The following is a 26,094-nucleotide window of genomic DNA, read 5'->3' as shown; positions in this document are numbered from 1 at the left end:
AAGCCGGGCCCCGCCCCCCGGGATCGCGGCCCGCGCCGGCGCCCGATCCCGGCGCGCGGCGGCGGGGCGCGGGGAGGGGGTCGTGCCCGCTCAGGCCGAGGTCAGAAGACCGGGATCAGGGTCTCGCCGAAGTGCTCCTCGATGAACGCCTTGGACTCCGGTGACCGCAGCAGCTCGATGTACTGCGCCACCCGGGGGTCGTCCTCATCGCCGGAGTCGACGGCGATGATGTTGACATAGGGGCTGTTCTCGGCGTCCTCCACGAGGATGCCGTCGGCCTTGGGGGTGAGCCCGGCCTCGGTGGCGAACCCGCCGTTGATGATGGAGGCGTCGGCGTCCTCCAGGCTGCGGGGCAGCAGCGCCGCGTCGATCTCCTCGAAGGTGAAGTCCCGGGGGTTGTCCGCGATGTCGGCGACCGTGTGGTTGTCCCCTTCGGCGCCGGGGTCCAGGGTGATCAGCCCGCCCTCCTGGAGCAGCAGCAGCGAGCGGGAGCCGTTGGTGACGTCGTTGGGGATGGCGATCGTGGCGCCGTCGGGCAGGTCGCCGGGGTCGTCGACGGTGTCGGAGTACAGCGCCAGCGGGGCGAGGTAGGTCTCGGCGACCGGCACGAGGTCGGTCCCCGAGGCCTCGTTGAACTCGTCGAGGAACTGGACGTGCTGGAAGGCGTTGGCGTCGAGTTCGCCGTCGGCCAGCGCCGTGTTGGGGACGTTGTAGTCGGAGAACTCCACGACCTCGACCTCCAGGCCGCTGTCGCTCTCCTCGGCGAGGTCGGCGACATTGCGGGCGATGTCGCCGCCGTCCCCGGCGGTGACGCCCATGCGCAGCGGCCCGGAGTACTCACCGCCGCCGCTGTCCCCGTCGCCGTCGGAGGCGCGTTCGGAGGGCGCCCCGCACGCCCCCGCTGCCAGGGCCGCCACCAGGACCGCGGGGAGGAGAAGAGGGCTGCGCACGGCGACCACACCTTTCGGGGCGCGCGTGGGGACGGCGCCTGTCGTAGGGAACTATTTAGGTAGGAAAAGTATATTTTACTCCCGAGGCGCGTCGACACGCCGACGGGTCCGGGGCGCGGTGCGGCGGTGCCGCCGACGCATTAGCGTGGCGACGTCATGCGTGGTGGCGACGGCGCGCCGGCCGTGCGCCCCGGCGCCGGCGCCGGCCACCCGCCGGGGCGCCGCGGCGGCCGCCCGCTCATCGACGAAAGGACACGAGGCTTCGTGCGTGCGATCGAGTACTCCCGGTTCGGCGGCCCCGAGGTGCTGGAGCAGGTCGAGGCCGACCTGCCCCGGCCCGGCGACGGCGAGGTGCGGATCCGCGTGCTCGCGGCCGGGGTGAACCCCATCGACGTCAAGCAGCGGTCGGGCATGTTCGCCGACGGGCCCGCGCCCAGGGATCCGGTGGTACCCGGCCACGAGGCCGTGGGCACCGTCGAGGAGATCGGTCCCGGGGTGAACGGCGTCGAGATCGGCCAGGAGGTCTTCGGCTGGACCGGGGGCGGCGGGTACGCCGAATCGACCACCCTGACCACGTTCTTCCCGGTGATCGAGGGGCTGACCGTCTACCAGGCGGGGGCGCTGCCCGTTGCGGGCGAGGCCGCCGTGCGCGGTCTGGCCGCGCTGGAGGTGGCGGCCGGCCGGACGCTCCTGGTGAACGGGGCCTCGGGCGCGGTGGGCACCATCGCGGTGCAGCTCGCCGCCGCCCAGGAGATCGTCGTCATCGGCACGGCGAACGCCGCCAAGCAGGCGCACGTGGCCTCGCTGGGCGCCACCCCCGTGGTCTACGGCGAGGGCTGGGCGGACCGCGTCCGCGAGATCGCCCCGAACGGGGTCGACGCCGTCTTCGACGTCGCCGGGCACGGGGTGCTGCCCGACGCCGTCGCGCTGGCAGGCGGGCCGGACCGGGTGGTCACCATCGCCGACGGCGCGGCCTTCGAGCAGGGTGTGGAGTTCCTGGTGGGCACCTCCGAGGACCAGACGGAGGAGGTCCTGGCGATGCTCGCCGAGGCGGTGGTGCGCGAGCAGGTGGTCCTGTCCGCGCCGCGGCTGTTCCCGCTCGACGAGGCCGCCGAGGCCCACCGGGTGAGTGAACGGGGCCAGGGGCTCGGCAAGATCCTGCTCGTCCCCTGAGTCCAGGGGGACGCCGCTGCGCCGGGCGCCGCGGTCCCGGCCGGCGCTGAGGGCACCGGCGCCGCATCCCGGGCCGCACCGGCCGCGGCGCCGTCCGCCCTGATCACACCGGCGTACCCTGCGGGGACGCGCTCCGCGGTGCCGTCCGCACGTCCTGAGGGGGATTGCGGAGCCGCCGGGCCTGTGGACCAACCTGGTGGCCAGATACGGGCCGATCCGCGCGATGCCGCCGATTGTGTCGCCCGCCACACGGCTTCGGCGCGGCCGGCCCGGGCGCCGGACGGGCGCGGGCCGGCCCGTCACCGCCCCGCGAAGCGCCGCCGTTCAGTGTCGGCCCAGGTGGCGCGGGCCCGCCCTCAGCCGCCCCCGGTGCCCGCGCGTTCGGGCTCGGGCGCGGGCCGCGGCCATGGCCGCTCGTCGCGTGTCTCGATGCTGCGGTTGAACCGGGTCAGCATCTCGGTCAGCCGGCCGATGTCCTGCGAGGTCCAGCCCTCCAACGCCGCCGCCAGCCCGCTGCGGATCCGCGACCTGTCCTCGGCCAGGCGCTGAGCGCCCTCCTCGGTCATGGTGAACTTGCGCGCCATCCCGCCCTCGGGGTCGGGGATGCGCCGGACGAGCCCCGACCGCATCATCGCGCCGGTCTGGCGGTGGACGGTCGACGCGTCCAGCCGGAACGCGTGGGCGAGTTCGCCGTTCGACATGGGTCCGTCGGTCTGCAACCGGCTGAGCAGGACGTACGCCGACCGGTCCAGGGCCCGCGGCCCGCACGCCGTTCCGGGCGGGCCCATGGCCGAATGGCGGCCGGCGAGCATGAGCTCCCGTTCCAGGACCTCCAGCAGGGCTTCCATCCGGCCTCCACATGCTGTGCCGCGCCGCACCTCCGGTGCGCTCTGGTGACGGAGGTTACTACCGATATGCGAATTGTACGATGCACCCTTTATGTACGATGCAACTCGCGCGTCAGGGGGAGACCGCCACTGCCCCCGGCGGCCGACGCGATGTGGAGGCATCCTTGAGCGCTACCGACGTCGTATCCGGCACCGGCGCAGGGGCAGCGCCCCTCCCCAGATCCGGGTCCGTGATCACGGCACTGGCGACGGCGGGCATCGTCGTCGCCGTCATGCAGACGGTGATGATCCCCATCGTCCCGGCCCTGCCCGCACTCATCGGAGCCTCGGTGGCCGACGCATCGTGGGCGCTCACCGCACCACTGCTCGCCGGCGCCGTGGCGACCCCGGTGGCGGGCCGGCTGGGCGACATGTTCGGCAAGCGCCGGGTCCTGCTCGCCAGCCTCGGGGTCCTGGTCGCGGGCTCGCTGGTCGGCGCGTTCAGCTCCTCCCTGGTGCCGCTCGTCGCCGGCCGCGCCCTCCAGGGGTGCGCCATGGGCGTGATCCCGCTCGGCATCAGCCTCATGCGCGACGAGCTCCCGCCCGAACGGCTGGGCTCGGCGATCGGGCTGATGAGCTCCTCCCTCGGTGTCGGCGGCGCCCTGGGCCTGCCCGCCGCTGCGGCCGTCGCCCAGTACGCCGACTGGCACGCGCTGTTCTGGGGCTCGGCGCTCATGGGGGCCGTCGCGCTGGTCTGGGTGGCCCGCGCGGTCCCCGAGACAGCACAGCGCAGCGGGGGCCGGTTCGACGCGGTCGGCGCCGTCGGCCTGTCGATCGGGCTCACCTGCCTGCTGCTGGCGGTGTCCAAGGGCGGGGCATGGGGCTGGACCAGCACCCTCACCCTCGGCCTGCTGGCCACCGCAGCCGTCGTCTTCACCGCATGGACCTTCTGGGAGCTGCGCGCCCGCGACCCGCTGGTGGACCTGCGCACCACGGTCCGCCGCCAGGTGCTGCTGACCAACATCACCTCGGTGGCGGTCGGCTTCTCGATGTTCGCCCAGGCGCTGGTGCTGCCCCAGCTGCTCCAGCTCCCCGAGTCGACCGGGTACGGCCTGGGGCGCTCGATGCTGGTCGCCGGGGCGTGCGTGGCCCCGGGCGGCCTGATGATGCTGTTCATCTCGCCGGTGGCGGCGCGGGTCGCCCGGGCGTGGGGGTCCAAGGTGTCGCTGATGATCGGCACCGTCGTCATCACGGCGGGCTACGGCCTCGCGCTGGTGTTCCTGCGCGAGGTCTGGCAGATCGTGATCGTGGGGTGCGTCATCGGCTGCGGCGTGGCCATGGCCTACTCGGCCCTGCCCGCGCTGATCATGTCGGCCGTGCCCACATCGGAGACCGCGGCGGCCAACGGCCTCAACGCGCTGATGCGGTCGATCGGCACCTCGACCGCCAGCGCCGTCACGGGCGTGGTCCTCGCCTACATGACCACCCGGGTGGGCCCGCTGGAGGTCCCGACCCTCGACGGCTTCCGCGTGGCCCTGGCGATCGGCGCTGCGGCCGCCCTTGCCGGCCTCGCCCTCGCCTCCTTCATCCCGGGCCGCCCCCGGCCCGTCGGCGCCGCCCGGCCGTAAGCGGACATACCAGGCGGTGGTGGGCGGCGGTGCGGCTGCGTTAGGCTCCCCGCGGCATCAGGCGGACACGACATTGCGGGGCGACGGGGATGACATCGCGGCACATCAGCAGGCGCGGATTCGGCAAGGGGACGGTGGCCGCCGGGATCGGCGCCGCACTCGCGGGCACGGCGGCGGGCGCACCCGCCGCGGCCGCCGCACCGCGGTGGCGCGCCACCGGCACCGCCGTCAGCGCGCTGGCCGGCTTCGACGACGCGATGCAGACGTTCATGCAGGAGCGCGACGTCTCCGCCGGGCAGCTCGCGGTCACCTACCAGGGTCGGCTGGTCCTGGCCCGCGGCTACTCCTGGACCGACGACACCGCGCTGGACGTGCAGCCGACCTCCCTGTTCCGGCTGGCGAGCCTGTCCAAGCCGGTCACCGGCGCGGCCGTGGCCCGCTTGGCGCAAGAGGGCGAGATCGACCTCTCCGCCCCCATCGGCTCCCTGGTGGACCTGGTGCCCCCGGAAGGCGGGAGCGCCGACCCCCGGCTGGGCGACGTCACCGTCCGCCGGCTCCTCCACCACCTCGGTGGCTGGGACCGCGACAGCACCCCCGACCCGATGTTCCAGGACTTCGAGATCGCCGACGCGCTCGGCGTCCCGCTCCCCATCGGGCGCGACGACGTCATGCGCTACACCACGGGGCTGGAGCTCGACCACGACCCCGGCGGCACCTACGCCTACAGCAACTACGGATACCTCCTGCTGGGGCGCGCCATCGAAGCGGTCACCGGCGGCGGCTACCGCGCCTACGTGCAGGACAACGTGCTCGGCCCCGTCGGCATCACCCGGATGCGGCCGGGCCGCACGGCAGAGGACCACGCGGCGCCCACCGAGGTCCCCTACCGCTCCCAGTACACCGGCACCACCGTGCTCGACGGGTCGGGTGCGAAGGTCCCCGCACCCTACGGGGCGTTCAACCTGGAGAACATGGACTCCCACGGCGGCTGGCTCGGCAGCGCCGTCGACCTCGTGCGCTTCGCGACCGTCTTCGACACGCCCGCCGCCACCCCCGTCCTCGACGACACCTCCATCGAGCAGGTCTTCGCCGAGCCCGAGACCGGGGTCGGCTCCGGCGGCTCCTACTACGGGTTCGGCTGGCAGGTCCGCCCGGTGAGCAGCGGCGGGACCGGGCGCAACACCTGGCACACCGGCAGCCTGGCCGGGACCTACACGCTCCTGGTGCGCACCTACAACGGCATGAGCTGGGCGGCCCTGTTCAACCAGCGCGACGACCCCTCCGGGCTGTCCTACGCCGACATCGACCCGCTGCTGTGGGAGGCGGCGCGCGAGGTGGAGTCCTGGCCCGGCGGCGACCGGTTCCCCGACTACTTCGACTGACGGCCCGGCCGGCAGGGCGCCCGCCTCAGCCGACGGTGGCGCCGAACGCCAGGCCGAGCAGGTAGGTGACGGCCGCGGCCCCGGCGCCGATGGCGAACTGCCGCAGCGCGCGCCGCAGCGGGCGGATGCCCGAGAGCAGGCCCACGACCGCCCCCGTCAGCATCAGCGCGGCGCCGGTGAGGACCGCGGCGACCACGACCGCCCCGGCCCCCGCCATGCCGGCCGCGAACGGCAGCACCGGGATCACGGCCCCCGTCGCGAACGACAGGAAGCTCGACAGCGCCGCTCCCGCCGCGCTGCCCACGACGTCGGCCCCCGCCGGCCCCGATCCGGTGGCCCCGCCCGGCGCGGCCCCGGAACCGGCGGCGCCCGCGGGCTCGCGGCCGGCGGGCCCGCCGGCCAGGACGGCGGCGGCGCGGCGCCGGGCGTCGTCGGCGCTCATCCCGCGGGCCCGGTAGAGCAGCGCCAGTTCGTTGGCGTCGACGTCGAGAGCGGGCAGTGATTCCCGCGCGGTGTCGTCGGGCGCCGCGGCCGCGAGGAGCTCGCGCTGCGAGCTCACCGATACGTACTCCCCGGCGGCCATCGACAGCGCCCCCGCGAGCAGCCCGGACAGCCCGGTCAGCAGCACGGCCGAGCCGCTCGCCCCGCCGCCGATGACCCCCAGGACCAGGGCGATGTTGCTGACCAGGCCGTCGTTGGCGCCGAAGACCGCCGCGCGCAGCGTCCCCGACATCCGGGCGCGGCCGCGTGCGGCCAGCCCCCGTACGACTTCGCTGTGGATGCGCTCGTCGGCGGCCATGGAGGCGGGGGCGTCGGAGTCGTGCTCGTAGAGCGGGCGGCTTTCGGCGCGCTGGAGCAGCGCCAGGACCACGATCCAGCCCAGGGTGCGGGCGAGGACGACCATCGTGCGGGTGCGCCACCCGCCGCCGCGGGCGGGGCGGCCGGCGTCGTCGCCGAGCAGGCGCTCCCAGTGCGCGACGTGCCGGTCCTCGGCGTCGGCGAGCCCGAGCAGGATCTCGCGTTCCTCGTTGCGGCGGAGCCGGGCGAGTTCCCGGTAGATGCGGGCGGCCTCGCGTTCGCCGGCCAGCCGCCGCCTCCATCTGCGCACCTGTGCGGGGGAGGGGCTGCCGGGCGGGCCGGGGCGGGGCCGGCCTGCGGCGGGATCGGCGTCGTCCACGGCCCCACCCCCCCTTGCGACCCGCCGGCGGCCGGTGGGCCCATGTTCCCCTCGCCCGTGCCGGATCGGGGAGCTCCCACGCCGGTGGGCGCCGCCGTGACCTGGGCGGGCGCGGGGCCGAGAGCGGCCCGCGGCCTTGGGGGCCTTGACAGTCGCGTGCGCGGCTTCTTATGTTAACGCTCACATAATAATAGTGACGGTTATCACATTCATGTCGCGCTCACCCGCCCCCGAGGGGATGCCCATGACCGCCCGCCGCTCCGGACCCCGCCGCCGCACCGCCGCCCTCGCAGCGGCGGCCCTCCTCTGCCTGCTCGCCCCCGTTGCCGCCGGGTCCGCCGCCTCCGCCGCCCAGCGGCCCGCGCCGCAGGCCGGGACCGCCCAGGCCGCGCCCTACGAGGGCTACATGTTCGCCTACTTCACCGGAGAGGGCACCGCCGACGGCGAGCAGATCCACTTCGCCGCCAGCCGGGGCGACGATCCCCTGAGTTGGGACGAGCTCAACGGCGGCGAGCCGGTGCTCACCTCGCGCCTGGGCGATCTGGGCGTCCGCGACCCGTTCATCATCCGCGCCCCCGAAGGCGACCGCTTCTACCTCCTGGCCACCGACCTCAAGATCCACGGCGGCGACGGCTGGGACGAGGCCCAGCGCCACGGCAGCCGCTCGATCATGGTGTGGGAGTCCGCCGACTTGGTGAACTGGTCGCAGCAGCGCATGGTCCGGGTCGCCCCCGACCGGGCGGGCAACACCTGGGCGCCCGAGGCGTACTACGACCCCTCCATCGGCGAGTACGTGGTGTTCTGGGCCTCGAAGCTCTACGCCGAGGACGACCCCGACCACACGGGCTCCACCCACAACCGGATGATGTACGCCACCACCCCCGACTTCCGCACCTTCAGCGAGGCGCGCGTGTGGATCGACCCCGGCCACTCGGTGATCGACTCCACCGTCATCGAGCACGACGGTTACTTCTACCGGTTCACCAAGGACGAGCGCGACGCGTCGCCGGACGCCCCGTGCGGAAAGTTCATCACGGCCGAGCGCTCGGCCGACCTCCGCTCGACCGGCTACGAGTTCATCGCCGAGTGCATCGGCCGCGAGGGGCCCGGCCCCGGCATCTCCCAGGGCGAGGGGCCCACCGTCTTCAAGGACAACAACGAGGAGAAGTGGTACCTGTTCATCGACGAGTTCGGCGGGCGCGGCTACGTGCCGTTCGAGACCACCGACCTCGCCTCGGGGCAGTGGACCATGTCCCCGGCCTTCGACCTGCCGGCCAGCCCGCGCCACGGGACCGTCCTGCCGGTCACCGCGGCCGAGCTCGCCCGCCTCACCGGCGCCTACGGTCCCTGACCGGGATCCGGCACCGCCCCTCGGCCCCGGGGAGCACCGGGCAGGAAGCGCACCGAGGGGCGGCCTCCGGGCCCCTCCGGAGTCACCACGGCGCGCACGTTGTAGACGTCGGCGATCAGCTCCTCGGTGAGCACCTGAGACGGCGTGCCCGCCGCCACCACCCGGCCCTCGTTCAGGACCACCACCTGGTCGCAGAACATCGCGGCCAGGTTGAGGTCGTGCAGGGCGATCACGCCGGTCACCGGGGTGCGGACGACCAGCGCCAGCAGTTCCAGCTGGTGGTGGATGTCGAGGTGGTTGGTCGGCTCGTCCAGCAGCAGCTCGCGCGGCTCCTGCGCCAGCGCGCGGGCGATCTGCACCCGCTGCCGCTCGCCGCCCGACAGCGTGTGCCAGGACCGGTCGGCCCGGTCGGCCAGCCCGGTGTGGGCCAGGGCGGAGCGCACCGCCGCGTCGTCGGCCGCCGACGGCGCCGACCACGCCCGCCGGTGGGGGATGCGGCCCAGTCGCACCACGTCGCGCACGCTCAGGTCCACCTCGGTCGCGGCGTGCTGCTCCACCACCGCGATCCGCCGCGCCGCCGCCCTGCGGCCCACCTCGGCCATCGGGGCGCCGTCGAGCGTGACGACCCCCGACGACGTCGGCCGCACCCCCGCGAGCAGCCGCAGCAGCGTCGACTTGCCCGACCCGTTGGGCCCCAGCAGGCCCACCGTGGAGCCGGGCGCCGGCTCCAGGCTGATGCCGTCGACGATCAGCCGCCCGTCCGCCCGCCACGACACCGCCTCGGCGCGCAGGCTCACCGCCGCCTCCCGTTCCCGCCGGTCACCGCCACCGCCGGCTCCGGTAGAGGATGAACACGAACGCCGGGACCCCGATGAGCGAGGTGACCACGCCCACCGGCAGCTCCTGCGGGTCCAGGACGGTGCGGGCGGCGGTGTCGACCCACACCAGGAAGACCGCCCCGGCCAGCGCCGTGGCCGGCAGCAGCAGGCGGTGGCCGGGGCCGGCGACCGCGCGGGCCGCGTGCGGCAGCACCAGCCCCACGAACCCGATCGCGCCGGCCGCGCTCACAAGGGTCGCGGTCAGCAGCGCGGTCGCGGTGAGCAGCAGCAGCCGCGTCCGGGCGACCGGAACCCCCAGGGACGCCGCGGCGTCGTGGCCGAAGGCGAACGCGTCGAGCGCCGACGCGTTGGCCGCGCACACCAGCAGCACCGCCGCCAGCACGCCGGCGCACAGCCCCACATCGGTCCAGCCGGCGCCGCTCAGCGAGCCCAGCAGCCAGAACAGCACGCCCCGGGTCTGCTCGGCGTCGGCGGAGGACAGCACGATGACCGACGTGAGCGCGGAGAACAGCTGCATGGCCGCCACCCCCGACAGCACGACGCGGTCGGTCGTCCCGCCGGCGGCGAAGCCGAGCACCAGGACGAGCGCGAAGGAGGCCGCCGCCCCGGCGAACGCGCCCGCCGACAGCGACACCGCCCCGCCGCCCACCCCCAGCACGGCCACCAGCACCGCGCCGGTGGAGGCGCCCGAGGAGATGCCGAGCACGAACGGGTCGGCGAGCGGGTTGCGCAGCAGCGACTGCATGATCGCGCCGCACACCCCCAGGCCGGCGCCGCACACCGCGGCCAGCACCGTGCGGGGCAGCCGCAGCTCCCACACGATGCCCTCGCGGATCGGCGTCAGCCCCGACGCGCCCCAGCCGGCGCGCGCGGCGACGACCGCCCAGACGTCGCCGACGGCGATGCCCGCGGGGCCGATCGTGATGGCGGTGGCGACCGAGGCGGCGAGCAGCACGAGGCCGCCGCACGCCAGGACGGCCGCGCGCCCCGCACCGGGGGGTGCGAGGGCTCGGGGGCGGGACATGCGCCCGCTCAGCCGGCGAGCCCGAAGCCGCGCAGCGCCTCGGCCACCTGCTCGACGCCCTCGACCGTGCGGATCGAGGGGTTCATGGCGGCGCCGCTCAGCAGCACGTAGCGCTCGTTCTCGACGGCGTCCAGGTGCCGGGTGACGGGGTGGGACTCCAGGAACTCGATCTTGGCGGCGGCGGACTCGGCGGTCTGGCTCTCGCGGGTGAGGTCGCCGATGACCAGCACGTCGGGGTCGCGGTCGGCCACGGTCTCCCAGTTGATCTGCGGCCACTCGTCGCGGGTGTCGTCGAAGACGTTGCGGGCGCCCACGGCCTCGGTGATGATGCCCGGGGCCCCGCAGCAGCCCGCCATGTAGGGGGACTCGGCGTTGGCGAACCAGTAGAGCAGGGTGACCCCGGAGGCATCGACATCGGCGGTCGCCGCCGCCATCCGGCCCTCGAGGCCGGCCACCAGCTCCTCGCCGCGCTCCTCGACGCCGAACACGTGCGCGAGGTCGCGGACCTCGGTGTAGACGGCGTCCATGGCCAGCGGCTCCTCGCGGGCGCCGTCCTCGCCGCTGTCGGTCTTGCCGCACTCGGTGGGGGAGAGGTAGACGGGGACGCCGAGCCGTTCGAAGTCCTCGCGGGGGGCGACGCCGCCCTCGCCCAGGGTGCCCTGGAAGGACGCGGCGACGAAGTCGGGCTCCTCGGCCAGGACGCGCTCGAAGGACGGGGCGTTGTCGGCCAGGCGGGGGACCTCGGCGTTGGCCGCCTCGAGGTCCTCGGCGACGGGGTCGGTCCAGGTGGCGGTGCCGGCCATGCGGTCGGCCAGGCCGAGGGAGAGCAGGATCTCGGTCGCCCCCTGGTTGAGGGAGACGGCGCGCTGCGGAGGGGCCTCGACGGTGACGTCGCGGCCGCAGTCGTCGACGGTGCGGGGGTAGCCGGCGGCTTCCTGCGGGGCGCCATCGGTGCCGGTGCCGGTGCCGGGGCCGCAGGCCGTGAGGGGCGCGAGGAGCAGGGCGGCGGTGAGGGCGCAGGCGGGTGGGGTACGGCGGGGGGCCGTCATGGGGGTCCTTCGGCGTCGAGGGCTCGGTCGCGGAGCCCGGCGAACGGTGTCGCCTCCGCACGCCGCAAGGCGCCCGGAGGTGCCAGCAGGTCTTCGGACTCGGGATCACCCGGGTGAGGCGCCTTCCCGGACATGTGTCCAGTGGCCGCTGCCCCGCCCGTCCCCCTTACCGCTGCGCGTCAGCTCCGGATTCCCACCGGATTCCCTGACCCGAGAAAGCACGGGTTCGACTGGCGGCCGCAACCTATCACACGGGTGTCCGCCCCCTCCGCCGTGCACTACTTGACAAACGCCGACAAGTACTTGACTATTCATGTCAAGCAGACCGGAATGCGTCGACGATCGGACACGAGAGGGCGGACCGACCACATGGACACCGACGCCGGCCCCCCGGCACACGGCGAGCTCGCCGGCCAGCTCCGGGCCATCGCCGCCGCCCGCCTCCTCGACCCGCTGGAGATCCTGCTCGAAGGCGACGCCTCCGTGGAGCGGGTGCGCAAGCGGGTCGCCGCGTATGCCGACGCGTGGGCGGCGACACTGCTCGGCCCCGACGACCGTGCCGCCGTCTTCGCCGCGGTGCGGCTCATCGCCGCGCTCTACCCCGGCGACACCGCCTTCGATCCGCCCGCGCAGTGGTGGGCCACGCCCTTGGGGCGGACCGTTGCGCGCCGCGTCGGCCACCCCGGAGCCGTCCGGGTCTCCTACGCGGTCGCCGGGGCGATGCTCGGCATCACCCGGCAGGGCGTCCACGACCTGGTCCGGCGGGGAAAGCTCGCGCCCCACCCCGACGGCGGCGTCCGCACCGGATCCGTGCGCGACCGGCTCAACGGGCGCCCCGTCGGAATGGACCCCTGACGGCCCCCAGGCGGGGCCGCACACCGCCCCGGCCGGCGCGCCCCGCGCCGTCCGGCCGACCACTCCCCACACGACTTCCGCCGGCCCGCAGTCGTCCGGCTCCCCACCCCAGGCACCAGAGGATCAGATCCCATGACCGAGACCCGCCACCCCCTCCCGTCCGAGCGCGACCGGGTGATCGACTCCGCCGGCGTGCCCATCGCCATCCGCGACTTCGGCGGTGAGGGACCGCCCGTCCTGCTCCTGCACGGTCTCGGCGGGACCCTGGAGGACTGGGCGCCCGTCGCTCCGCTGCTCACCCCCCACCGGCGGGCCGTCGCTGTCGACCTGCGCAACAGCGGGCACTCCGGGGACGGGCCCTGGGAATGGGACGCCGTCCTGGGCGACATCGAGGCCGTCGCCGCGGCCATCGGCGAGCCGGAGCCGGCGGTGGTGGGCGCGTCGATCGGCGGCATGATCGCCGTCCTGTGGGGCGAACGCCACCCCCGCTGCCCCGGTGCCGTCAACCTCGACGGCCACCCCGTCCTCGGCGTGGCGCAGCGCCACCCCGGGCTGGACCCGGACCGCGCAGCCGAACAGCGCGAAGGGCTGGCCGCGGCGTTCTCGGCCATGGAGGCGCAGCGGGCCGACCCCCTCGGTCCCGACGCCGCCGAGGCGCTCGCCGAGGCGGCGCGCGCCGCCGCCCGCCGGATCGGCGCATCGGAGGCGTCGTTCGCCGCGAGCGTGTACCGCAACCTCACAGCGGCCGACGGCGCCGGCCACCGCTTCCAGCGGCCCCTGCCGGAGCCCCTGGCCCGGATCCGCCGCGCCATGGAGGAACTCGACATCTTCGCCGCCTATGAGCGCACCCGCGCCCGCACCCTGGCCGTGCTCGCGACCGAGGACACCCCCGGCCAGGGGCCGTTCGCCGACCTCATGGCGGCCCATCGCCGGGGGGTCGACGAGGCGCTGGCCGCCATCGCCCGCGAAAGCCCCCACGTGCGCGCCGCGCACCTGGCCGGCGGCCACGCACTCCTCGCCGAACGCCCCGCCGACGTCGCCCGGCTCGCCCTGGACTTCCTGGCGGGCCACGACGGCTGAGCCGTCCGAGGTGTTCCCGGGCGTAACACGTGGCGGAGAGGCCCGGGGACGGTCAGCCCTCCAGGGGGATGCGGGCGCGGATGTCGCCCAGGCCGCGGGCGATGAGGATCTCGCCGCCGGTCAGCGGGGTCCAGCGGGAGCCCTCCGGGTCCCATACGCGCTGGGTCCGGGGGTCGCAGTCGACGCGGACGCGGGTCTCCTCCTGGGCGGCCACCGTCACCGCCTCCCAGCCGATCAGCCGCACCGGTTCGCCGCCCGGGGGCCGCAGGTACACCTGCACGACCTCGCGGCCCGGGTGGGTGGCGGTGTTGGCCAGCCACACGATGACCGTGCGCACCACGCCGCCGTCGGTGTCGGCCTCCACCGCCCCGTACTCCCAGGCGGCGTAGCCCAGGCCGTGGCCGAACCAGAACAGCGGCTCCTCGCCGGAGGCGTCCCAGCCCCGGTAGCCGACGGCGGGGCCCTCCGCGTAGTGGACGGCGCCGTCCACGGGGACGGGCGACCACGCCGGGCCTTGGCCGTCGCGGGCGGGGAACGTCGTGACCAGCCGTCCGGCCGGCTCGACCTCGCCCAGCAGGGCGTCGGCCACCGCGGCGCCGGCCTCCTGGCCCGGCAGGCCCGCCCACAGGACGGCGTCCACGCGCTCCAGCCACGGCATCAGCACCGGTGTGGCGGCGTTGACGACCACCACCGTGCGCTCGGCGGCGCCGGCGACCGCCTCGACCAGGACGTCCTGCTCGCCGGGCAGCGCCAGCGTCGTCTTGTCGCCGCCCTCGTTCTCCTGCTCCTGGGTGAGGCCGACGACCACCACGGCGACGTCGCACTCCCGGGCGGCCTCGACCGCCTCGGCGATGGCGTCGGCGGGCGGCCGCGGGGCTGGGCGGGCCACCAGGCCGAGCAGCCGGACCCAGTCCCCGGCCGTGACGGTCGCGGTGATCTGCGCGCCGGATTCGGCCACGGTTTCGGCCGCCCACGCCGGGGGGCTGAGGATGTCGGCGCCGGGCCCGTCGGCGGAGGCCAGGGTGGTGGTCTCGGTGATCCCGGGTGCGCGGACGGTCCACGACCCCGCTCCGCGCACGCCGATCTGCACCTGCGCGGCCTGGTCGAGCGCGAGCTCCGCGGAGAGCTCGATGGTCGCGGCGTCGGCGAGCCACCCGTCTCCGTATCCGGCGATGAGGTCGGTGCCGTCGATGTGCCGGGACTCCACGACGGCGCCTTCGGCGTCGCGCGCGATGACCCGGATCCCCGGGCTCGCGTCCACGGGGTCGTGCAGCAGCCCGGCGGCGGCCACCGGGCGCTCGCGCACCTCCACGCCGTCGACGACGCGCACGAGGTCGGCGCCCAGCGCGGCGGTCAGCCCCTCGGCGACGCTGACCACGTGGGGCGGCCGCACCTGCGCCGAACCGCCGCCCTGTGCGACGGTCTCGGTCGCGTGGCGCCCGATGAGCGCGACCGCGCCGGAGGGCACGGTCAGCGGCAGTGTCCCGCGGCGGTTGACCAGCACCGCCATCCCGCCGGCCGCCAGCCGGCGCAGCGCGTCGCGGCGGGCGGGGGAGCCGGGCTCCGGGGCGGGGACGGCCTGCCGCCGCCCGGGGCCGAACGTGCCGACACGGTGGGCCAGGCGCAGCAGCCGGCGCACGTGCTCGTCGACCACCGGTTCGGGGACCGCCCCCGACCGCACCGCCTCCACCAGCCGTGCCCCCCACGGCCCGCCGGGGCCGGGCATCACCAGGTCCAGGCCGCCGGTGGCGCTGGCGGCGGTCGACGTCGTGGCGAACCAGTCGGACATGACCGCTCCGTCGAACCGCCATTCGCCTTTGAGCACACCCTCGACCAGCCGGCGGTGCTCGGTGGCGGGCGTCCCGTTGACCCGGTTGTAGGAGGCCATCACCGCCCACGGCGGGGCCTCGGCCACGACCATCTCGAACGGCAGCAGGTACACCTCGCGCAGGGTGCGCTCGTCGACGACGGAGTCCACGGTGGTGCGGTCGGTCTCGGACTCGTTGGCCAGGAAGTGCTTGGGGGTCGCCGCGACCCCGCCATGCTGCACGCCGCGCACGTAGCCCACGGCCAAGTCCCCGGTGAGCAGCGGGTCCTCGCTGAACGCCTCGAACAGCCGCCCGCCCAGCGGGGTACGGTGCAGGTTGACGGTCGGCCCCAGCAGCACGTGCACGCCCTGCGCCGCCGCCTCCTCGGCCAGCAGCACGCCGGCGTCGTAGGCGGTGTCGCGGCTCCAGTGCTGGGCGATGAGGGTGGCGTTGGGCAGCAGGGCCGCGACCGGGCCGCCGGCGAAGTCGGGGCCGCGCACGCCGGTGGGACCGTCGGACAGGCGCGTCTGCGCGAGGCCGATGAGCGGTTCGGGCGCCAGGTCGAACATCGCGGCGCCCGTCAGCAGCCGGACCTTGGCGTCGAGGTCGAGCCGGGTGATGGCGGCCTCGATGCGCTCGTCGCGCTCGGGGTCGGCGGTGGCGCCCGCCGGGTCGGATCCGCTCATGGTTCCCGCACACCTTCCCTGGTAGGGCCGCCGCGTCCGGCGCCGGCGGGAGCCCGGGCGGCCGGAAGGCGGGCCGGGGCGGACCCGCCGCTTCCAACGGGGCGGCCTACCCGTGAACCCGCCCGTTCATGTGTCGCGACGGGGCGCCGCGGGGCGCGTCCCGGGCCCTCCCGGGCGGGGCGGCCGGGTCAGCGGATGGCGTCGGAGAAGCCGTGCCGGCCCAGCGGCTCGACGAGCTCGCGCTCCTCGTAGGACAGGTGCGACAGCAGCACGTCGGTGAGCAGGTCGACCGCGTCCTGAACGGCGCCGATCCGCCCGGGGCCGGTGACCATGGCGACCAGGGCGGCGTCCACCCGCTCCAGGACCCCCGCGATGGTCTCGTGCTCCTCGGCCAGCCGGTCGATGACGGGCTCCAGCCGGGGGTCGGCCTTGCGCAGCCACGGGAACACCGACCGGTCCTCCAGAGTGTGGTGGGTGGTGACGACGCGGCAGTAACTCGCGCAGTAGGTGCCCAGCGTCCAGCTGTTCTGCCGCAGGGCCATGGTGGCGATCATGTCGCGGGCCGCGGCGACGTCGGCATCGCCCTCGGCGACCCGGCGGATCAGGTCGCGCAGCCGCTCCAGCTCGTTGCGCAGGTGGTCGTGCACGTCGATGAGGTGCCGGCCGCTGGGGTTGGCCTCGGCGGGCAGCGGGCCGCCGTCGGCGACCGGGCCGCGCGGCCGGGTGGACTCGTCCCACACCGACTCCGCGCTCAGCCGCGCCTCGGGCGGCGGGGTGGGGCGCACGCCCGCCGGAGCGGGCCCGGACTCGGGCTGCGCGGCGGCGGCCGGCCGCGGCGGGGCGGGCTGGCGCGGCGGCTCGGTCGGCACGGGGTCGGTGGCGGCGGAGCGCTCGGCGGCGACCAGCTCGCGCACCGCGGGCGCTACCTCGTCGGCGAACCGGCGCAGGAAGGCGTCGTCATCGGCATCGGCCATGATGACGAACTCGCCGATCCCCTCGGTCAGGGCCAGCTCGGCGAGCTGCTCGACCCAGACGTGCGGCGGGCCCTGGAGGAACTCGGTCCCCGGCCCGGAGAACGATCCGGCGATGTTGTAGGTGCGGCGGATGGCGGCGGGGTCGCGCCCGGCCTCGCGCGCGGCGTCGTCGATGACCGCGTTCATCTCCGCCAGCCGCTCGGGCGGCGCGTAGGGGGAGCTGGGCAGCCAGCCGTCGGCGGCCCGGCCGGTGAGCCGGAGCATGCGCTTCTTGTAGGCGCCCAGCCGGATGCCCATGTCGTGCGCCGGGAAGGGGCCCGGCTTGGCGCCGTCGAGGCGGTAGTGGGTCCCGGCGACGCGTGCCGCGCGGCCGGGGGTCCACAGGGCGCGGATCACGGCGATGGCCTCCTCCAGGGCCTCCACCGATTCGCCGGGAGCGCGGCGGGGGCCGCCGTTGGCGGCGATCGCGTCCCAGAACGACCCGGCACCCAGCCCCAGTTCCACCCGGCCCCCGCTGAGGATATCCAGGCTGGCGGCGCTGCGGGCGAGGACCGCCGGTGGGCGCAGCGGGAGGTTGGCGACGTTGGGGAAGAGCCGGATGCGGGAGGTCCGGGCGGCGAGCACCGACAGCAGGGTCCAGGTGTCCAGGAACGCCGGCTGGTAGGGGTGGTCCTGCACGCTGACGGAGTCCAGGCCGAGCCGTTCGGCGAGCCGGGCCAGCGGCACCAGGGTGTCGGCGCGTTCGGCGGCCGGGGTCAGGAAGATGCCGAACCGCAGGTCGTGGCCGTAGTCGGGCATGACCGCTCCTCTGTTGCGAATCGTGTGCCTGTGAGATCGTCTGATTTTAAGAAGATCTCTTGAACCTACTGTATTCCGCACAGCAGGTCTGCTCGTATCCTGGGGGCATGCCGTCCGCGCCACAGCACGACCCCGCCGCCGCGACCGGTCCCGGCGGCGACGGCGGCCTCGGCGCCGACCTCGGCTGGACCCTGGGCGTGGCCTACCGCGCCTACGTGAAGATGGCGGCCGACGCCGCGGCCGCCGTCCCGGGGAGTCACCGCGGGCGCCAGGTGCTGGCCGCCGCCGCACACGAGGTCCCCGGGACGCAGCGCGCCCTGGCCCAGCGGCTGGGGGTCGACCGCACGGCGATGACCTACCTCATCGACGACCTCGCCGCAGCGGGGCTGGTCGAGCGGCGGCCCGATCCCGCCGACCGGCGCAACCGGCAGGTGGTCGCCACCGATGCCGGGCGCCGGGCGCTGGAGGGGGTCGACCGGCGGCTGCGCACCGCCGAGGAGTACCTGCTCGCCGGCCTCGACACCGCCGACCGCACGGCGCTGCGGACGCTGCTGAGGCGGCTGGCCGCCTACATCGACTCCGCCGACCCCGTGGGCGACGCCTGCCAGGCGGTCGACGACATCGAGGCGGCCGAGTCGGCGGCGATGCGCGGGCAGCCGCCGGCGCCCGGCTGAACCCGCCCCTCCGCGGGGGTGCCTCGGGGACCGGCCGCTGTCGGACCCGGCGGGTAGCGTGGCGGTATGTGCAGGAACATCCGCCGGCTGTCCAACTACGCGCCCCCGGCGACCACCACCGAGATCCACGACGCCGCCGTGCAGTACGTCCGCAAGGTCAGCGGGTCCACCCGTCCCTCGGCGGCCAACCAGGAGGCGTTCGACCGCGCCGTCGCGGCGGTGTCCGCGGCCACCGCCGAACTGCTCGACACCCTCGTGACCTCCGCTCCGCCGCGTTCGCGCGAGGAGGACGCCGCCCGGGCGCGGGCGCGCTCGCGCGAGCGGTTCGGGACCTCCGCCGCGGGCTGAGCCGCCTCGCTCCGCGTGCCCGCGGTCGGCCGTGCTCCGGGCGGACGGGTGCCGATGGCGCGCGCACGGTGTGTCCTCGCAGGTCACAGGGGTGTGCGTGCGTACTGTGGTCTCCTGTCCGGTCGTGAGATATGACGGATCATCCGCCGTCGACTGCCGTGCGCTGAAATGCCGTTGATGTCGGGTTCTCTCCGGCCGATCGGATGCCCGCCGAGCCCCGCCGAGCGCTCATGCGATCCGCGGCCGATGGAGGAGGGACACGGGTGGATGCAGCTGATCGACCAGGCACCTGAGGAGCCGGTCCGGCCCGATACGGCCCCGATCCGCGGACCTCGGCAGTGCGACCGCGAGATCGAGCTGGAGCAGGAGAACCTCCGGCTCCGCCGCCAGATCACCACGCTGAACGCGGCGCTGGAAAGCCGCGCGGACATCGACCGGGCAGTCGGCATGATCATGGCCGGTGCGCGCTGCGATGCGGCCGAGGCGTGGACGCGGCTGGTCGCGGTCTCCAACGACACCAACCTCAAGGTGCGCGACATCTGCCGTGCGCTGACCGACGCGGGCGGCGGCGACGGCGCCCGGCCCGCACGCGACCTGGCCGACGCCCTGCGCCGCCTCGGCCGCGCCCCGGGAGGCGCCCTGGGTCCGGGCTGAGCCGGCCGGCGCGGCCTGCCGGGCGGGGACCGTGCGCGGCGGGAAAACCGGTGGCGCCGGGCGGGACCATGGCGCTAGCGTGCGCCGCCATGACCACGACCCCGGTGAAGAACACCTACTCCCGGCTCGACTTCAACTCCCCGATGTCCCCGGAGCGCGCCCGGCGGATCGCGGAGCAGATCGCCGCGGCGGCCCCCGCCACGGTGACCGACTTCGGGTGCGGCTGGGGCGAACTGCTCCTGCGCGTCCTGGAGGCGGCCCCCACCGCAACGGGCACCGGCGTCGACACCGACGCCGGCCTGCTGGAGCGGGGGCGCGAGGAGGCGCGCCGGCGCGGCCTCGCGGGCCGCGCCACCTTCGTGGCGGCGCCGGCCGAGACCGTCACCGGCACCGCCGACCTCGCCATCTGCGTGGGGGCGAGCCACGCATTCGGCGGGACAGCGGAGACGCTGCGCTTCCTGCGCGACCGGGTCGGGCCGGGCGGGACCGTGCTCATCGGGGAGGGGTTCTGGCAGCGCCGGCCGTCGGCCGCGGAACTCGCGGCCATGTGGCCCGACGCCTCCGCCGACGACCACCTCGGCCTCGGCGCACTCGTGGACCTCGCCATCGGCGAGGGGTTCCGGCCGCTGGCGATCGACCCGGTCACCGATGCGGAGTGGGACGCGTTCGAGTCGGCCTACCTCGCCGACTTCGAGCACCGCGCGCTCGCCCTCGGCCCCGGCCCCGAGGCCGGCCGGCTCCGCAAGCGCGCCGACGACCACCGCAACGCCTGGCTGCGCGGCTACCGCGGGGTCCTCTCCTTCGCCTACCTCACCCTCGTGGCGGCGGACCCCGCCTGAGCGCCGGCGGCGTCTCGGGTGGTGTCTCCGGTCAGCCGAAGCCGCGCTCGTAGGCGGCCTGGAGTTCGTCCGGAACGGCGGCGCCCTCCGGGCCGGGCGCGGCGCCGTCGAGCCGGCGGGTGAGCAGGTCGAGCCCGGTGTGCCAGCCGGCGCCCAGGGCCGCTGCCGAGCCGCGGTCGCGGAAGGTCGTGGTGAACACCAGGAGGCAGGCGGCCTCGCCCTGCGGCTCCAGCTCCCAGAGCAGGGTCTCGGTGTCCCAGGTGTACTCCAGCAGCCGCGGCGGGTCGACGCGGGTGATCGTGCCCCGGCCCGTTCCCAGATCCGCGAACTCCGGGGCGGGGGTGAACGCGATCTCCGCTCCGGCGCGCAGGTCGAACCGGAAGCGGTCGTAGTCGAGGATCTGCGCGAACCAGTGGCGCAGTTCCCCGGGTTCGGTGATCGCCCGCCACACCTTGGCGGGCGGATGGCCGAGCCGGCGCTCGAAGCGCAGCTCGATGCGTCCGTCGTCCAGTGTCCGAAGCGTCCCGAGCACCGAGGACCCCCTTCTCTCGTCCCTACCGGCCGACCGGGCGGGGTGCGGCGGGCACGGATGCGGTTGATCAGGCCTTATATAACCAACAAGGCATATTAGCTGTCAAGGAGGGGGAGTGACCGCCGCTGCCGGCCGGGGGAGTGGCCGGACCGGGTCGCAGCACACCGCCCTCTCGTGTGTGGGTGCGGGATTCCCGGGTAGCCGCGTCCACGCGACCGGCGGCAGGGGGCCGCCGGTGATGGAGTGGATGCCGGGAGGCCGCTGTGGAGATCGTCCGCCCCGAGCACGTCGCCCGGCTCTTCCGGGACGCCGACGGTGACAACGATGCCGTGCTGATCCTTGTGGACGGGCGCGCCGAGGTCGTCGCCGAGGCGGCTCTCGATGACCCCCGCTACGCCGGCGCCGTGCGCCTCGTCGGCCTCCGCGACCTGGGCTCCGACCACGGCGGAACGCCGTCCGACGACGCCATCGCCGCCATGGCCGAACGCCTCAACGAGGCCGCCGAACACCTCAGCCCGTAGCGGGCCGACCGGGGATCACAGGCCGAGCTCCCGGGAGTCTCCGTCGGAGCTCACGGTCCGCGTGCGGTTCGCCGGTTCGTGTCTCGATGCTCATCCCCCCAATGGTGGGCCAGGCTCCTCCATGGCGGGGGCGGGTCGGCCGAATTGTCTCTGCCGACCGGTTGGATGGGCTCGCCGCCCTGGCCCTCTGTCTCCGTTGTGCTCGGTCGCCGGACCGTCGAAATTGACCTCAAGTTAAGTCGAGGTTCTAGGGTGGCGGCGAGCGGTCGTTCCCCGTCCCGCAGTACCGCCGGGGCGCCGGTCGCGGTCCCTGATCTCCCCGACTCCCCGGTGGTGTGTGCGATGTCCATGGAAGTCACCGCGTGGAATTCGCTGTACAACGCGATGCACGCCCAACAGGACCGGCGTCCCTTCTCGCGGGCGACGCTGCGCCGGATCGGCGGCTTTGCCCGGCCCCACGCGCGGCGCCTCTCGGCGTTCCTTCTGGTCAGCACCGTCGGTGCCGCCCTCGCGGTGGCCACGCCACTGCTCGCCGGCGAGGTCATGGACGCGATCATCCGGGCCGAGCCCCTGTCGCGCGTCGTCGGGCTCGCCGTGGTGATCGCCGTCATCGCCCTGGCGGAGGCCGGGCTGGGCCTGCTGACCCGGTGGCTGTCGGCGACCCTCGGCGAAGGCCTGATCCTGCAACTGCGCACGGCCGTCTTCGACCACGTCCAGCGCATGCCCGTGGCGTTCTTCACGCGCACCCGCACCGGGGCGCTCGTCAGCCGGCTGAACAACGACGTCATCGGCGCGCAGCACGCCTTCAGCAACACCCTCTCCGGGGTCGTCGGCAACCTGGTGACGCTCGTGCTCACCCTGGTCGTGATGGTCGGCATCTCCTGGCAGATCACCCTGATCGCGCTGGTCATGCTGCCGCTGTTCGTCTGGCCCGCGCGCCGCATGGGCACCCGGCTGGCGCGGCTGGAGCGCGAGGCGGCCAACCACAACGCCGTCATGGGCACCCAGATGACCGAGCGGTTCTCGGCGCCCGGCGCGACGCTCATCAAGCTGTTCGGCCACCCTCAGCACGAGTCGGCCGAGTTCGCCGTGCGCGCCCGGCGGGTCCGCGACATCGGCGTGCGCACCGCGATGGTCCAGACGGTCTTCATCACCGCCCTCACCCTGGCCTCCGCGCTGGCCCTGGCCCTGGTCTACGGGCTCGGCGGCTTCTATGCGCTGCGCGGCGACATGGAGGCCGGAGCGGTGGTGGCGCTGGCCATGCTCCTCACCCGCCTCTACGCGCCGCTGACCGCCCTGGCCAGCGCGCGGGTGGAGGTGATGAGCGCGCTGGTCAGCTTCGAGCGGGTCTTCGAGATCCTCGACCTGCGCCCGCTGGTGGAGGAGAAGCCCGACGCCCGCCCGGTGCCCGAAGGACCGGTCTCGGTGGAGTTCGACGCGGTCCGCTTCGGCTACCCCTCGGCCGACAAGGTGTCGCTGGCCTCGCTGGAGGAGGTCGCCACCCTCGACACCCGCGGCGGCGTCGAGGTGCTGCACGACATCTCCTTCCGCGCCGAGCCCGGCCAGATGGTCGCGCTGGTGGGGTCCTCGGGGGCGGGGAAGTCGACGATCGCCCAGCTCCTGCCGAGGCTCTACGACGCCGACAGCGGCGCCGTGCGGCTGGCCGGCGTGGACGTCCGCGACCTCACCGCGCGCTCCATCCGCGACACGCTGGGGATGGTGACCCAGGACGGCCACCTGTTCCACGAGTCCATCCGCGCCAACCTCCTCCTCGCCCGGCCCGGGGCGGGCGAGGAGGAGCTGTGGGAGGTGCTGCGCCGCGCCCGCCTCGACGGCCTCATCGCCGGGCTGCCCGACGGGCTCGACACGATCGTCGGCGAGCGCGGCTACCGGCTCTCCGGCGGGGAGCGGCAGCGGCTGACCATCGCCCGTCTGCTGCTGGCCCGCCCGCGGGTGGTGGTCCTCGACGAGGCGACGGCCCACCTGGACTCCACCTCCGAGGCGGCGGTACAGGAGGCCCTGGGCGAGGCGCTGGAGGGGCGGACGGCGGTGGTCATCGCCCACCGGCTCTCGACCATCCGCGCCGCCGACCTGATCCTGGTCATCGAGGAGGGCCGGGTCGTGGAACGCGGCACCCACACCGGCCTGCTCGCGGCGGGCGGCCGCTACGCCGAGCTGTATCGCACCCAGTTCGCGGAGAAGCCCGCGGACCCCCAGCGGCCCGATCCCCAGCCGACCCACTGACCGCAGCCGTGCCGCGACGGGCGCGGCGGAGGGCCTTCGGGCCGTCCGCCGCGCCCGTTTTTTGGCGTTCCCCTTCTGCTCCGCCGTCTCCGTTTTTCGCTTCTTTATTCGGAAATGCCGATATTTCTTTTGCGGGGCGACGGTGTGCGTGCCGAAGGGCCGGTGCCGGCCGGATGCGTCTACGAAAGAACTTCGTAATGCAAAGCGTGCGCGGGTGTGCGCCGGCGGACGAGGTTCCGCCCGGTGTGCGCGCGAGAGAGGTTCCGATCCGATCGCCCACCGCGCCGGATCTGGGCGATCCGTCGACTGCGAAGCTGTTTACATCCGTTTCCATTCCCGTCCGGATCATTCGTCGGATTTCGCAGTGTTATCCGGGATATCGTCCGCGTCGATCGGTGATTCGTTTCCGAACCTCTTTTCCATGGATTGGTGGTGTGCATCGTGACGGAGTCCGGTGTCGAGGGCGGTCCCCAGCAGTCGAGCCTCGCAACGGCCGCTGCGCGAAACCTGGCCACGACGACCAAGACCGTCCCGCAGATGCAGGGGATCACCTCGCGGTGGCTGCTCCGGCTGCTGCCGTGGGTCGAGGCGTCCGGCGGGGCCTACCGGGTCAACCGGCGGCTCAGCTACACCGTCGGCGACGGCCGGGTCAGCTTCATCACCACCGGCGCCCAGGCGCAGGTGGTCCCCGGCGAGCTCCGCGAGCTCCCCCTGCTGCGCGGGTTCGACGACGACACCGTGCTGGCGGCACTGGCCGGGCGGTTCGAACAGCAGGACTACGAGCCCGGGGACGTCATCGCCGCCGAGGACGCGCCGGCCGACCGCGTCATCCTCATCGTCCACGGCAAGGCCCACCGGCTCGGCACCGGCGAGTTCGGCGACCAGACCGTGCTCGGCACCGTGGTCGACGGCGACCACATCGGCGACGGCGCCCTCATCGACGACCAGGACGCGTGGGACGACACCCTCAAGGCCGTGACCGCCTGCACCGTGCTGTCCCTGCCGCGTACGGCGTTCAACGAGATCGCGGACGGGTCCGAGGCCCTGCGCGCGCACATCGATCACGTGCGCGCCGACACCAGCCGGTCGAGCAACCCCGACGGTGAGGCGGATATCGCGTTGTCGGCGGGTCATGTGGGTGAGGAGGTGCTGCCGGGGACGTTCGTGGATTATGAGGTGGCGCCGCGTGAGTATGAGTTGAGTGTTGCGCAGACGGTGTTGCGGGTGCATTCGCGGGTTGCGGATCTGTACAACCAGCCGATGGATCAGGTCGAGCAGCAGTTGCGGTTGACGATCGAGGCGTTGCGGGAGCGTCAGGAGTCGGAGTTGGTGAACAACCGTGAGTTCGGGTTGTTGCACAACGCGGATCTGAAGCAGCGGATCTCGACCCGCACGGGTCCGCCCACCCCCGACGACCTCGACGAGCTCCTGGCCACCGTGTGGAAGGAGCCCTCCTTCTTCCTCGCCCACCCGCGGACCATCGCCGCGTTCGGCCGCGAGTGCAACCACCGCGGCATCTACCCGGTGAGCACCGACCTCAACGGGCACGCCGTCCCGTCGTGGCGCGGGGTGCCGATCCTGCCGTGCAACAAGATCCCGGTCACCCGTGCCCGCAGCTCCTCGATCCTGCTCATGCGCACCGGCCAGGAGCGCCAGGGCGTGGTCGGCCTGCACCAGACCGGCCTCCCCGACGAGTACCAGCCCGGCCTGTCGGTCCGCTTCATGGGCATCAACGAGAAGGCGATCATCTCCTACCTCGTCAGCGCGTACTACTCGGCCGCCGTGCTGGTGCCCGACGCCCTCGGGATCCTGGAGAACGTCGAGATCGGGCGCGACGACTAGCCCTCCGCCCCCACCGGCCTTCCGGCCGGCGGCCGCCGGGCGGGAACCCCCCGCCCCGCCCGGCCGCCCCGGCCGGCCCCTCGACCTTCCTCGCTTCCCTTCTTCCCACGACAGGTGGTGTACACGTGACGGAACCGGGTGCCGAAGGCGCCGCGGCCACGCCGCTGACCCTGAGCACGGACGCCGCGCGCAACCTCGCGAGCACGACCAAGACCCCGCCGCACATGCAGGCGATCAGCCCGCGGTGGCTGATCCGCGCGCTGCCCTGGGTCCAGATGCAGGCGGGCACCTACCGGGTCAACCGGCGGCTGACCTACACGCCCGGCGGCGGCCGGGTGGCGTTCATGCGCGCCGGCCAGGGCATCCGCGTCGTTGCGCCCACGCTCGCCGAACTGCCGCCCCTGCGCGGGCTCGGCCCGTCCCCGGTGCTGGAGGGGCTCGCCGGGCACTTCGAGCAGCACGAGTACGCGCCCGGGGACGTCATCGCCGCCGAAGGGGCCCCCGCCGACCGGGTCGTCCTCGTCGTCCACGGCAAGGCCGAACGGCGCGTGACCGGCGAGTTCGGCGACCCCGTCGTCTTGGGTGTGCTGACCGACGGCGACCACGTCGGCTCCGAGGCGCTGGTGGGCGGCGACCCCCGCTGGCCGGCCACGCTGCGGGCGGCCACCGCCTGCACGGTCCTGGTCCTGCCGCGGGCCGCCTTCGACCAGGCGGCGGCGGCCACCCCGCTGCTGCGCGAGCACGTCGCCGGGGCCGCCGGCCGCCCCGCCCCGCCCACGAACAAGCACGGTGAGGCGGATATCGCGTTGTCGGCGGGTCATGTGGGTGAGGAGGTGCTG

The 26,094-nt window shown here is 74.5% G+C and carries 23 protein-coding genes and 1 riboswitch; of the genes, 14 read left to right on the top strand and 9 right to left on the bottom strand.

The annotated features are described in order from the left end of the window. Positions 1-101 precede the first annotated feature (101 nt). Positions 102-950, bottom strand: a complete 849-nt coding sequence (locus tag ACFOVU_RS00655) for a MetQ/NlpA family ABC transporter substrate-binding protein (protein WP_378529283.1) — start codon at positions 948-950, stop codon at positions 102-104. Positions 951-1,106: 156 nt separating this feature from the next. Here ACFOVU_RS00655 and ACFOVU_RS00650 point away from each other — a divergent pair, with 156 nt between their 5' ends. After that, the gene (locus ACFOVU_RS00650) at positions 1,107-2,123 is read left to right on the top strand and encodes an NADP-dependent oxidoreductase (RefSeq protein WP_378529282.1); all 1,017 of its coding nucleotides are present in this window, start codon (positions 1,107-1,109) and stop codon (positions 2,121-2,123) included. A 356-nt stretch (positions 2,124-2,479) separates the two neighbouring features. Here ACFOVU_RS00650 and ACFOVU_RS00645 read toward each other — a convergent pair whose 3' ends face one another. Beyond that, positions 2,480-2,971 (bottom strand): MarR family winged helix-turn-helix transcriptional regulator, encoded by a 492-nt coding sequence (locus tag ACFOVU_RS00645; protein ID WP_378529281.1) that lies wholly within the window; start codon positions 2,969-2,971, stop codon positions 2,480-2,482. A gap of 230 nt (positions 2,972-3,201) precedes the next feature. Between ACFOVU_RS00645 and ACFOVU_RS00640 the strand changes: the two genes are divergently transcribed. Then, a complete protein-coding gene (locus tag ACFOVU_RS00640; protein WP_378529280.1) occupies positions 3,202-4,578 on the top strand; it encodes an MFS transporter in 1,377 nt (458 codons plus the stop codon). An 89-nt stretch (positions 4,579-4,667) separates the two neighbouring features. Continuing rightward, entirely contained in the window at positions 4,668-5,960 is a 1,293-nt protein-coding gene (locus ACFOVU_RS00635; RefSeq protein ID WP_378529279.1) for a serine hydrolase domain-containing protein, read from the top strand. Between the two features lie 25 nt (positions 5,961-5,985). Here the strand turns inward: ACFOVU_RS00635 and ACFOVU_RS00630 are convergent, their stop codons facing one another. Then, the gene (locus ACFOVU_RS00630; RefSeq protein WP_378529278.1) at positions 5,986-7,137 is read right to left on the bottom strand and encodes a VIT1/CCC1 transporter family protein; all 1,152 of its coding nucleotides are present in this window, start codon (positions 7,135-7,137) and stop codon (positions 5,986-5,988) included. Positions 7,138-7,348: 211 nt separating this feature from the next. On the opposite strand from ACFOVU_RS00630, the gene ACFOVU_RS00625 reads away from it, so the two are divergent. Next, complete coding sequence (locus tag ACFOVU_RS00625) at positions 7,349-8,488, top strand: glycoside hydrolase family 43 protein (protein ID WP_378529277.1); 1,140 nt, start codon at positions 7,349-7,351, stop codon at positions 8,486-8,488. Here the strand turns inward: ACFOVU_RS00625 and ACFOVU_RS00620 are convergent. The 3 genes from ACFOVU_RS00620 to ACFOVU_RS00610 are packed head-to-tail and all read right to left on the bottom strand — an operon-like array spanning position 8,476 to position 11,400. Then, positions 8,476-9,285, bottom strand: coding sequence for an ABC transporter ATP-binding protein (locus ACFOVU_RS00620; RefSeq protein WP_378529276.1), 810 nt, complete (start codon positions 9,283-9,285; stop codon positions 8,476-8,478). The two genes, ACFOVU_RS00625 and ACFOVU_RS00620, sit on opposite strands and share 13 nt — an antisense overlap. 22 nt (positions 9,286-9,307) lie before the next feature. Continuing rightward, positions 9,308-10,351 carry a FecCD family ABC transporter permease gene (locus tag ACFOVU_RS00615; RefSeq protein WP_378529275.1) on the bottom strand — a complete coding sequence of 348 codons (1,044 nt, stop codon included), beginning with the start codon at positions 10,349-10,351 and terminating at the stop codon, positions 9,308-9,310. Between the two features lie 8 nt (positions 10,352-10,359). Continuing rightward, a complete protein-coding gene (locus ACFOVU_RS00610) occupies positions 10,360-11,400 on the bottom strand; it encodes an ABC transporter substrate-binding protein (RefSeq protein WP_378529274.1) in 1,041 nt (346 codons plus the stop codon). A 67-nt stretch (positions 11,401-11,467) separates the two neighbouring features. Then, positions 11,468-11,650: riboswitch (cobalamin riboswitch) on the bottom strand. Between the two features lie 119 nt (positions 11,651-11,769). On the opposite strand from ACFOVU_RS00610, the gene ACFOVU_RS00605 reads away from it, so the two are divergent. Next, on the top strand, positions 11,770-12,255 hold the full coding sequence (locus ACFOVU_RS00605; RefSeq protein WP_378529273.1) for a hypothetical protein: 486 nt from the start codon (positions 11,770-11,772) through the stop codon (positions 12,253-12,255). A gap of 132 nt (positions 12,256-12,387) precedes the next feature. Then, positions 12,388-13,335: an alpha/beta fold hydrolase gene (locus tag ACFOVU_RS00600; protein ID WP_378529272.1), complete on the top strand. Its 948-nt coding sequence runs from the start codon at positions 12,388-12,390 to the stop codon at positions 13,333-13,335. A gap of 52 nt (positions 13,336-13,387) precedes the next feature. On the opposite strand, the gene ACFOVU_RS00595 is transcribed toward ACFOVU_RS00600, so the two are convergent. Together ACFOVU_RS00595 and ACFOVU_RS00590 are read right to left on the bottom strand one after the other, a co-directional pair. Further along, on the bottom strand, positions 13,388-15,829 hold the full coding sequence (locus ACFOVU_RS00595; protein WP_378529271.1) for a beta-glucosidase family protein: 2,442 nt from the start codon (positions 15,827-15,829) through the stop codon (positions 13,388-13,390). Positions 15,830-16,017: 188 nt separating this feature from the next. Continuing rightward, entirely contained in the window at positions 16,018-17,601 is a 1,584-nt protein-coding gene (locus ACFOVU_RS00590) for an LLM class flavin-dependent oxidoreductase (RefSeq protein ID WP_378529270.1), read from the bottom strand. 107 nt (positions 17,602-17,708) lie between these two features. Between ACFOVU_RS00590 and ACFOVU_RS00585 the strand changes: the two genes are divergently transcribed. From ACFOVU_RS00585 to ACFOVU_RS00570, 4 genes are all read left to right on the top strand, one after another. Further along, the gene (locus ACFOVU_RS00585; RefSeq protein WP_378529269.1) at positions 17,709-18,275 is read left to right on the top strand and encodes a MarR family winged helix-turn-helix transcriptional regulator; all 567 of its coding nucleotides are present in this window, start codon (positions 17,709-17,711) and stop codon (positions 18,273-18,275) included. A gap of 66 nt (positions 18,276-18,341) precedes the next feature. After that, a complete protein-coding gene (locus tag ACFOVU_RS00580; protein WP_378529268.1) occupies positions 18,342-18,623 on the top strand; it encodes a DUF2277 domain-containing protein in 282 nt (93 codons plus the stop codon). Between the two features lie 267 nt (positions 18,624-18,890). Then, positions 18,891-19,277 carry an ANTAR domain-containing protein gene (locus ACFOVU_RS00575; protein ID WP_378529267.1) on the top strand — a complete coding sequence of 129 codons (387 nt, stop codon included), beginning with the start codon at positions 18,891-18,893 and terminating at the stop codon, positions 19,275-19,277. Between the two features lie 89 nt (positions 19,278-19,366). Then, a complete protein-coding gene (locus tag ACFOVU_RS00570) occupies positions 19,367-20,116 on the top strand; it encodes an SAM-dependent methyltransferase (protein WP_378529266.1) in 750 nt (249 codons plus the stop codon). Positions 20,117-20,147: 31 nt separating this feature from the next. Here ACFOVU_RS00570 and ACFOVU_RS00565 read toward each other — a convergent pair whose 3' ends face one another. Then, the gene (locus ACFOVU_RS00565; RefSeq protein WP_378529265.1) at positions 20,148-20,648 is read right to left on the bottom strand and encodes an SRPBCC family protein; all 501 of its coding nucleotides are present in this window, start codon (positions 20,646-20,648) and stop codon (positions 20,148-20,150) included. A 263-nt stretch (positions 20,649-20,911) separates the two neighbouring features. On the opposite strand from ACFOVU_RS00565, the gene ACFOVU_RS00560 reads away from it, so the two are divergent. From ACFOVU_RS00560 to ACFOVU_RS00545, 4 genes are all read left to right on the top strand, one after another. After that, complete coding sequence (locus tag ACFOVU_RS00560) at positions 20,912-21,169, top strand: hypothetical protein (protein ID WP_378529264.1); 258 nt, start codon at positions 20,912-20,914, stop codon at positions 21,167-21,169. A gap of 342 nt (positions 21,170-21,511) precedes the next feature. After that, complete coding sequence (locus tag ACFOVU_RS00555) at positions 21,512-23,413, top strand: ABC transporter ATP-binding protein (RefSeq protein ID WP_378529263.1); 1,902 nt, start codon at positions 21,512-21,514, stop codon at positions 23,411-23,413. Positions 23,414-23,845: 432 nt separating this feature from the next. Then, positions 23,846-25,255 carry a family 2B encapsulin nanocompartment shell protein gene (locus ACFOVU_RS00550; protein ID WP_378529262.1) on the top strand — a complete coding sequence of 470 codons (1,410 nt, stop codon included), beginning with the start codon at positions 23,846-23,848 and terminating at the stop codon, positions 25,253-25,255. Between the two features lie 125 nt (positions 25,256-25,380). After that, on the top strand, positions 25,381-26,094 hold a 714-nt coding region (locus tag ACFOVU_RS00545), incomplete at its 3' end, for a cyclic nucleotide-binding domain-containing protein (RefSeq protein WP_378529261.1).

This window comes from Nocardiopsis sediminis (assembly GCF_042650565.1).
In the GTDB taxonomy this organism is placed as follows: domain Bacteria; phylum Actinomycetota; class Actinomycetes; order Streptosporangiales; family Streptosporangiaceae; genus Nocardiopsis_B; species Nocardiopsis_B sediminis.
The sequence above is the reverse complement of the archived record's forward strand: the minus strand, read 5'-3'. Positions and strand labels throughout refer to the sequence as shown.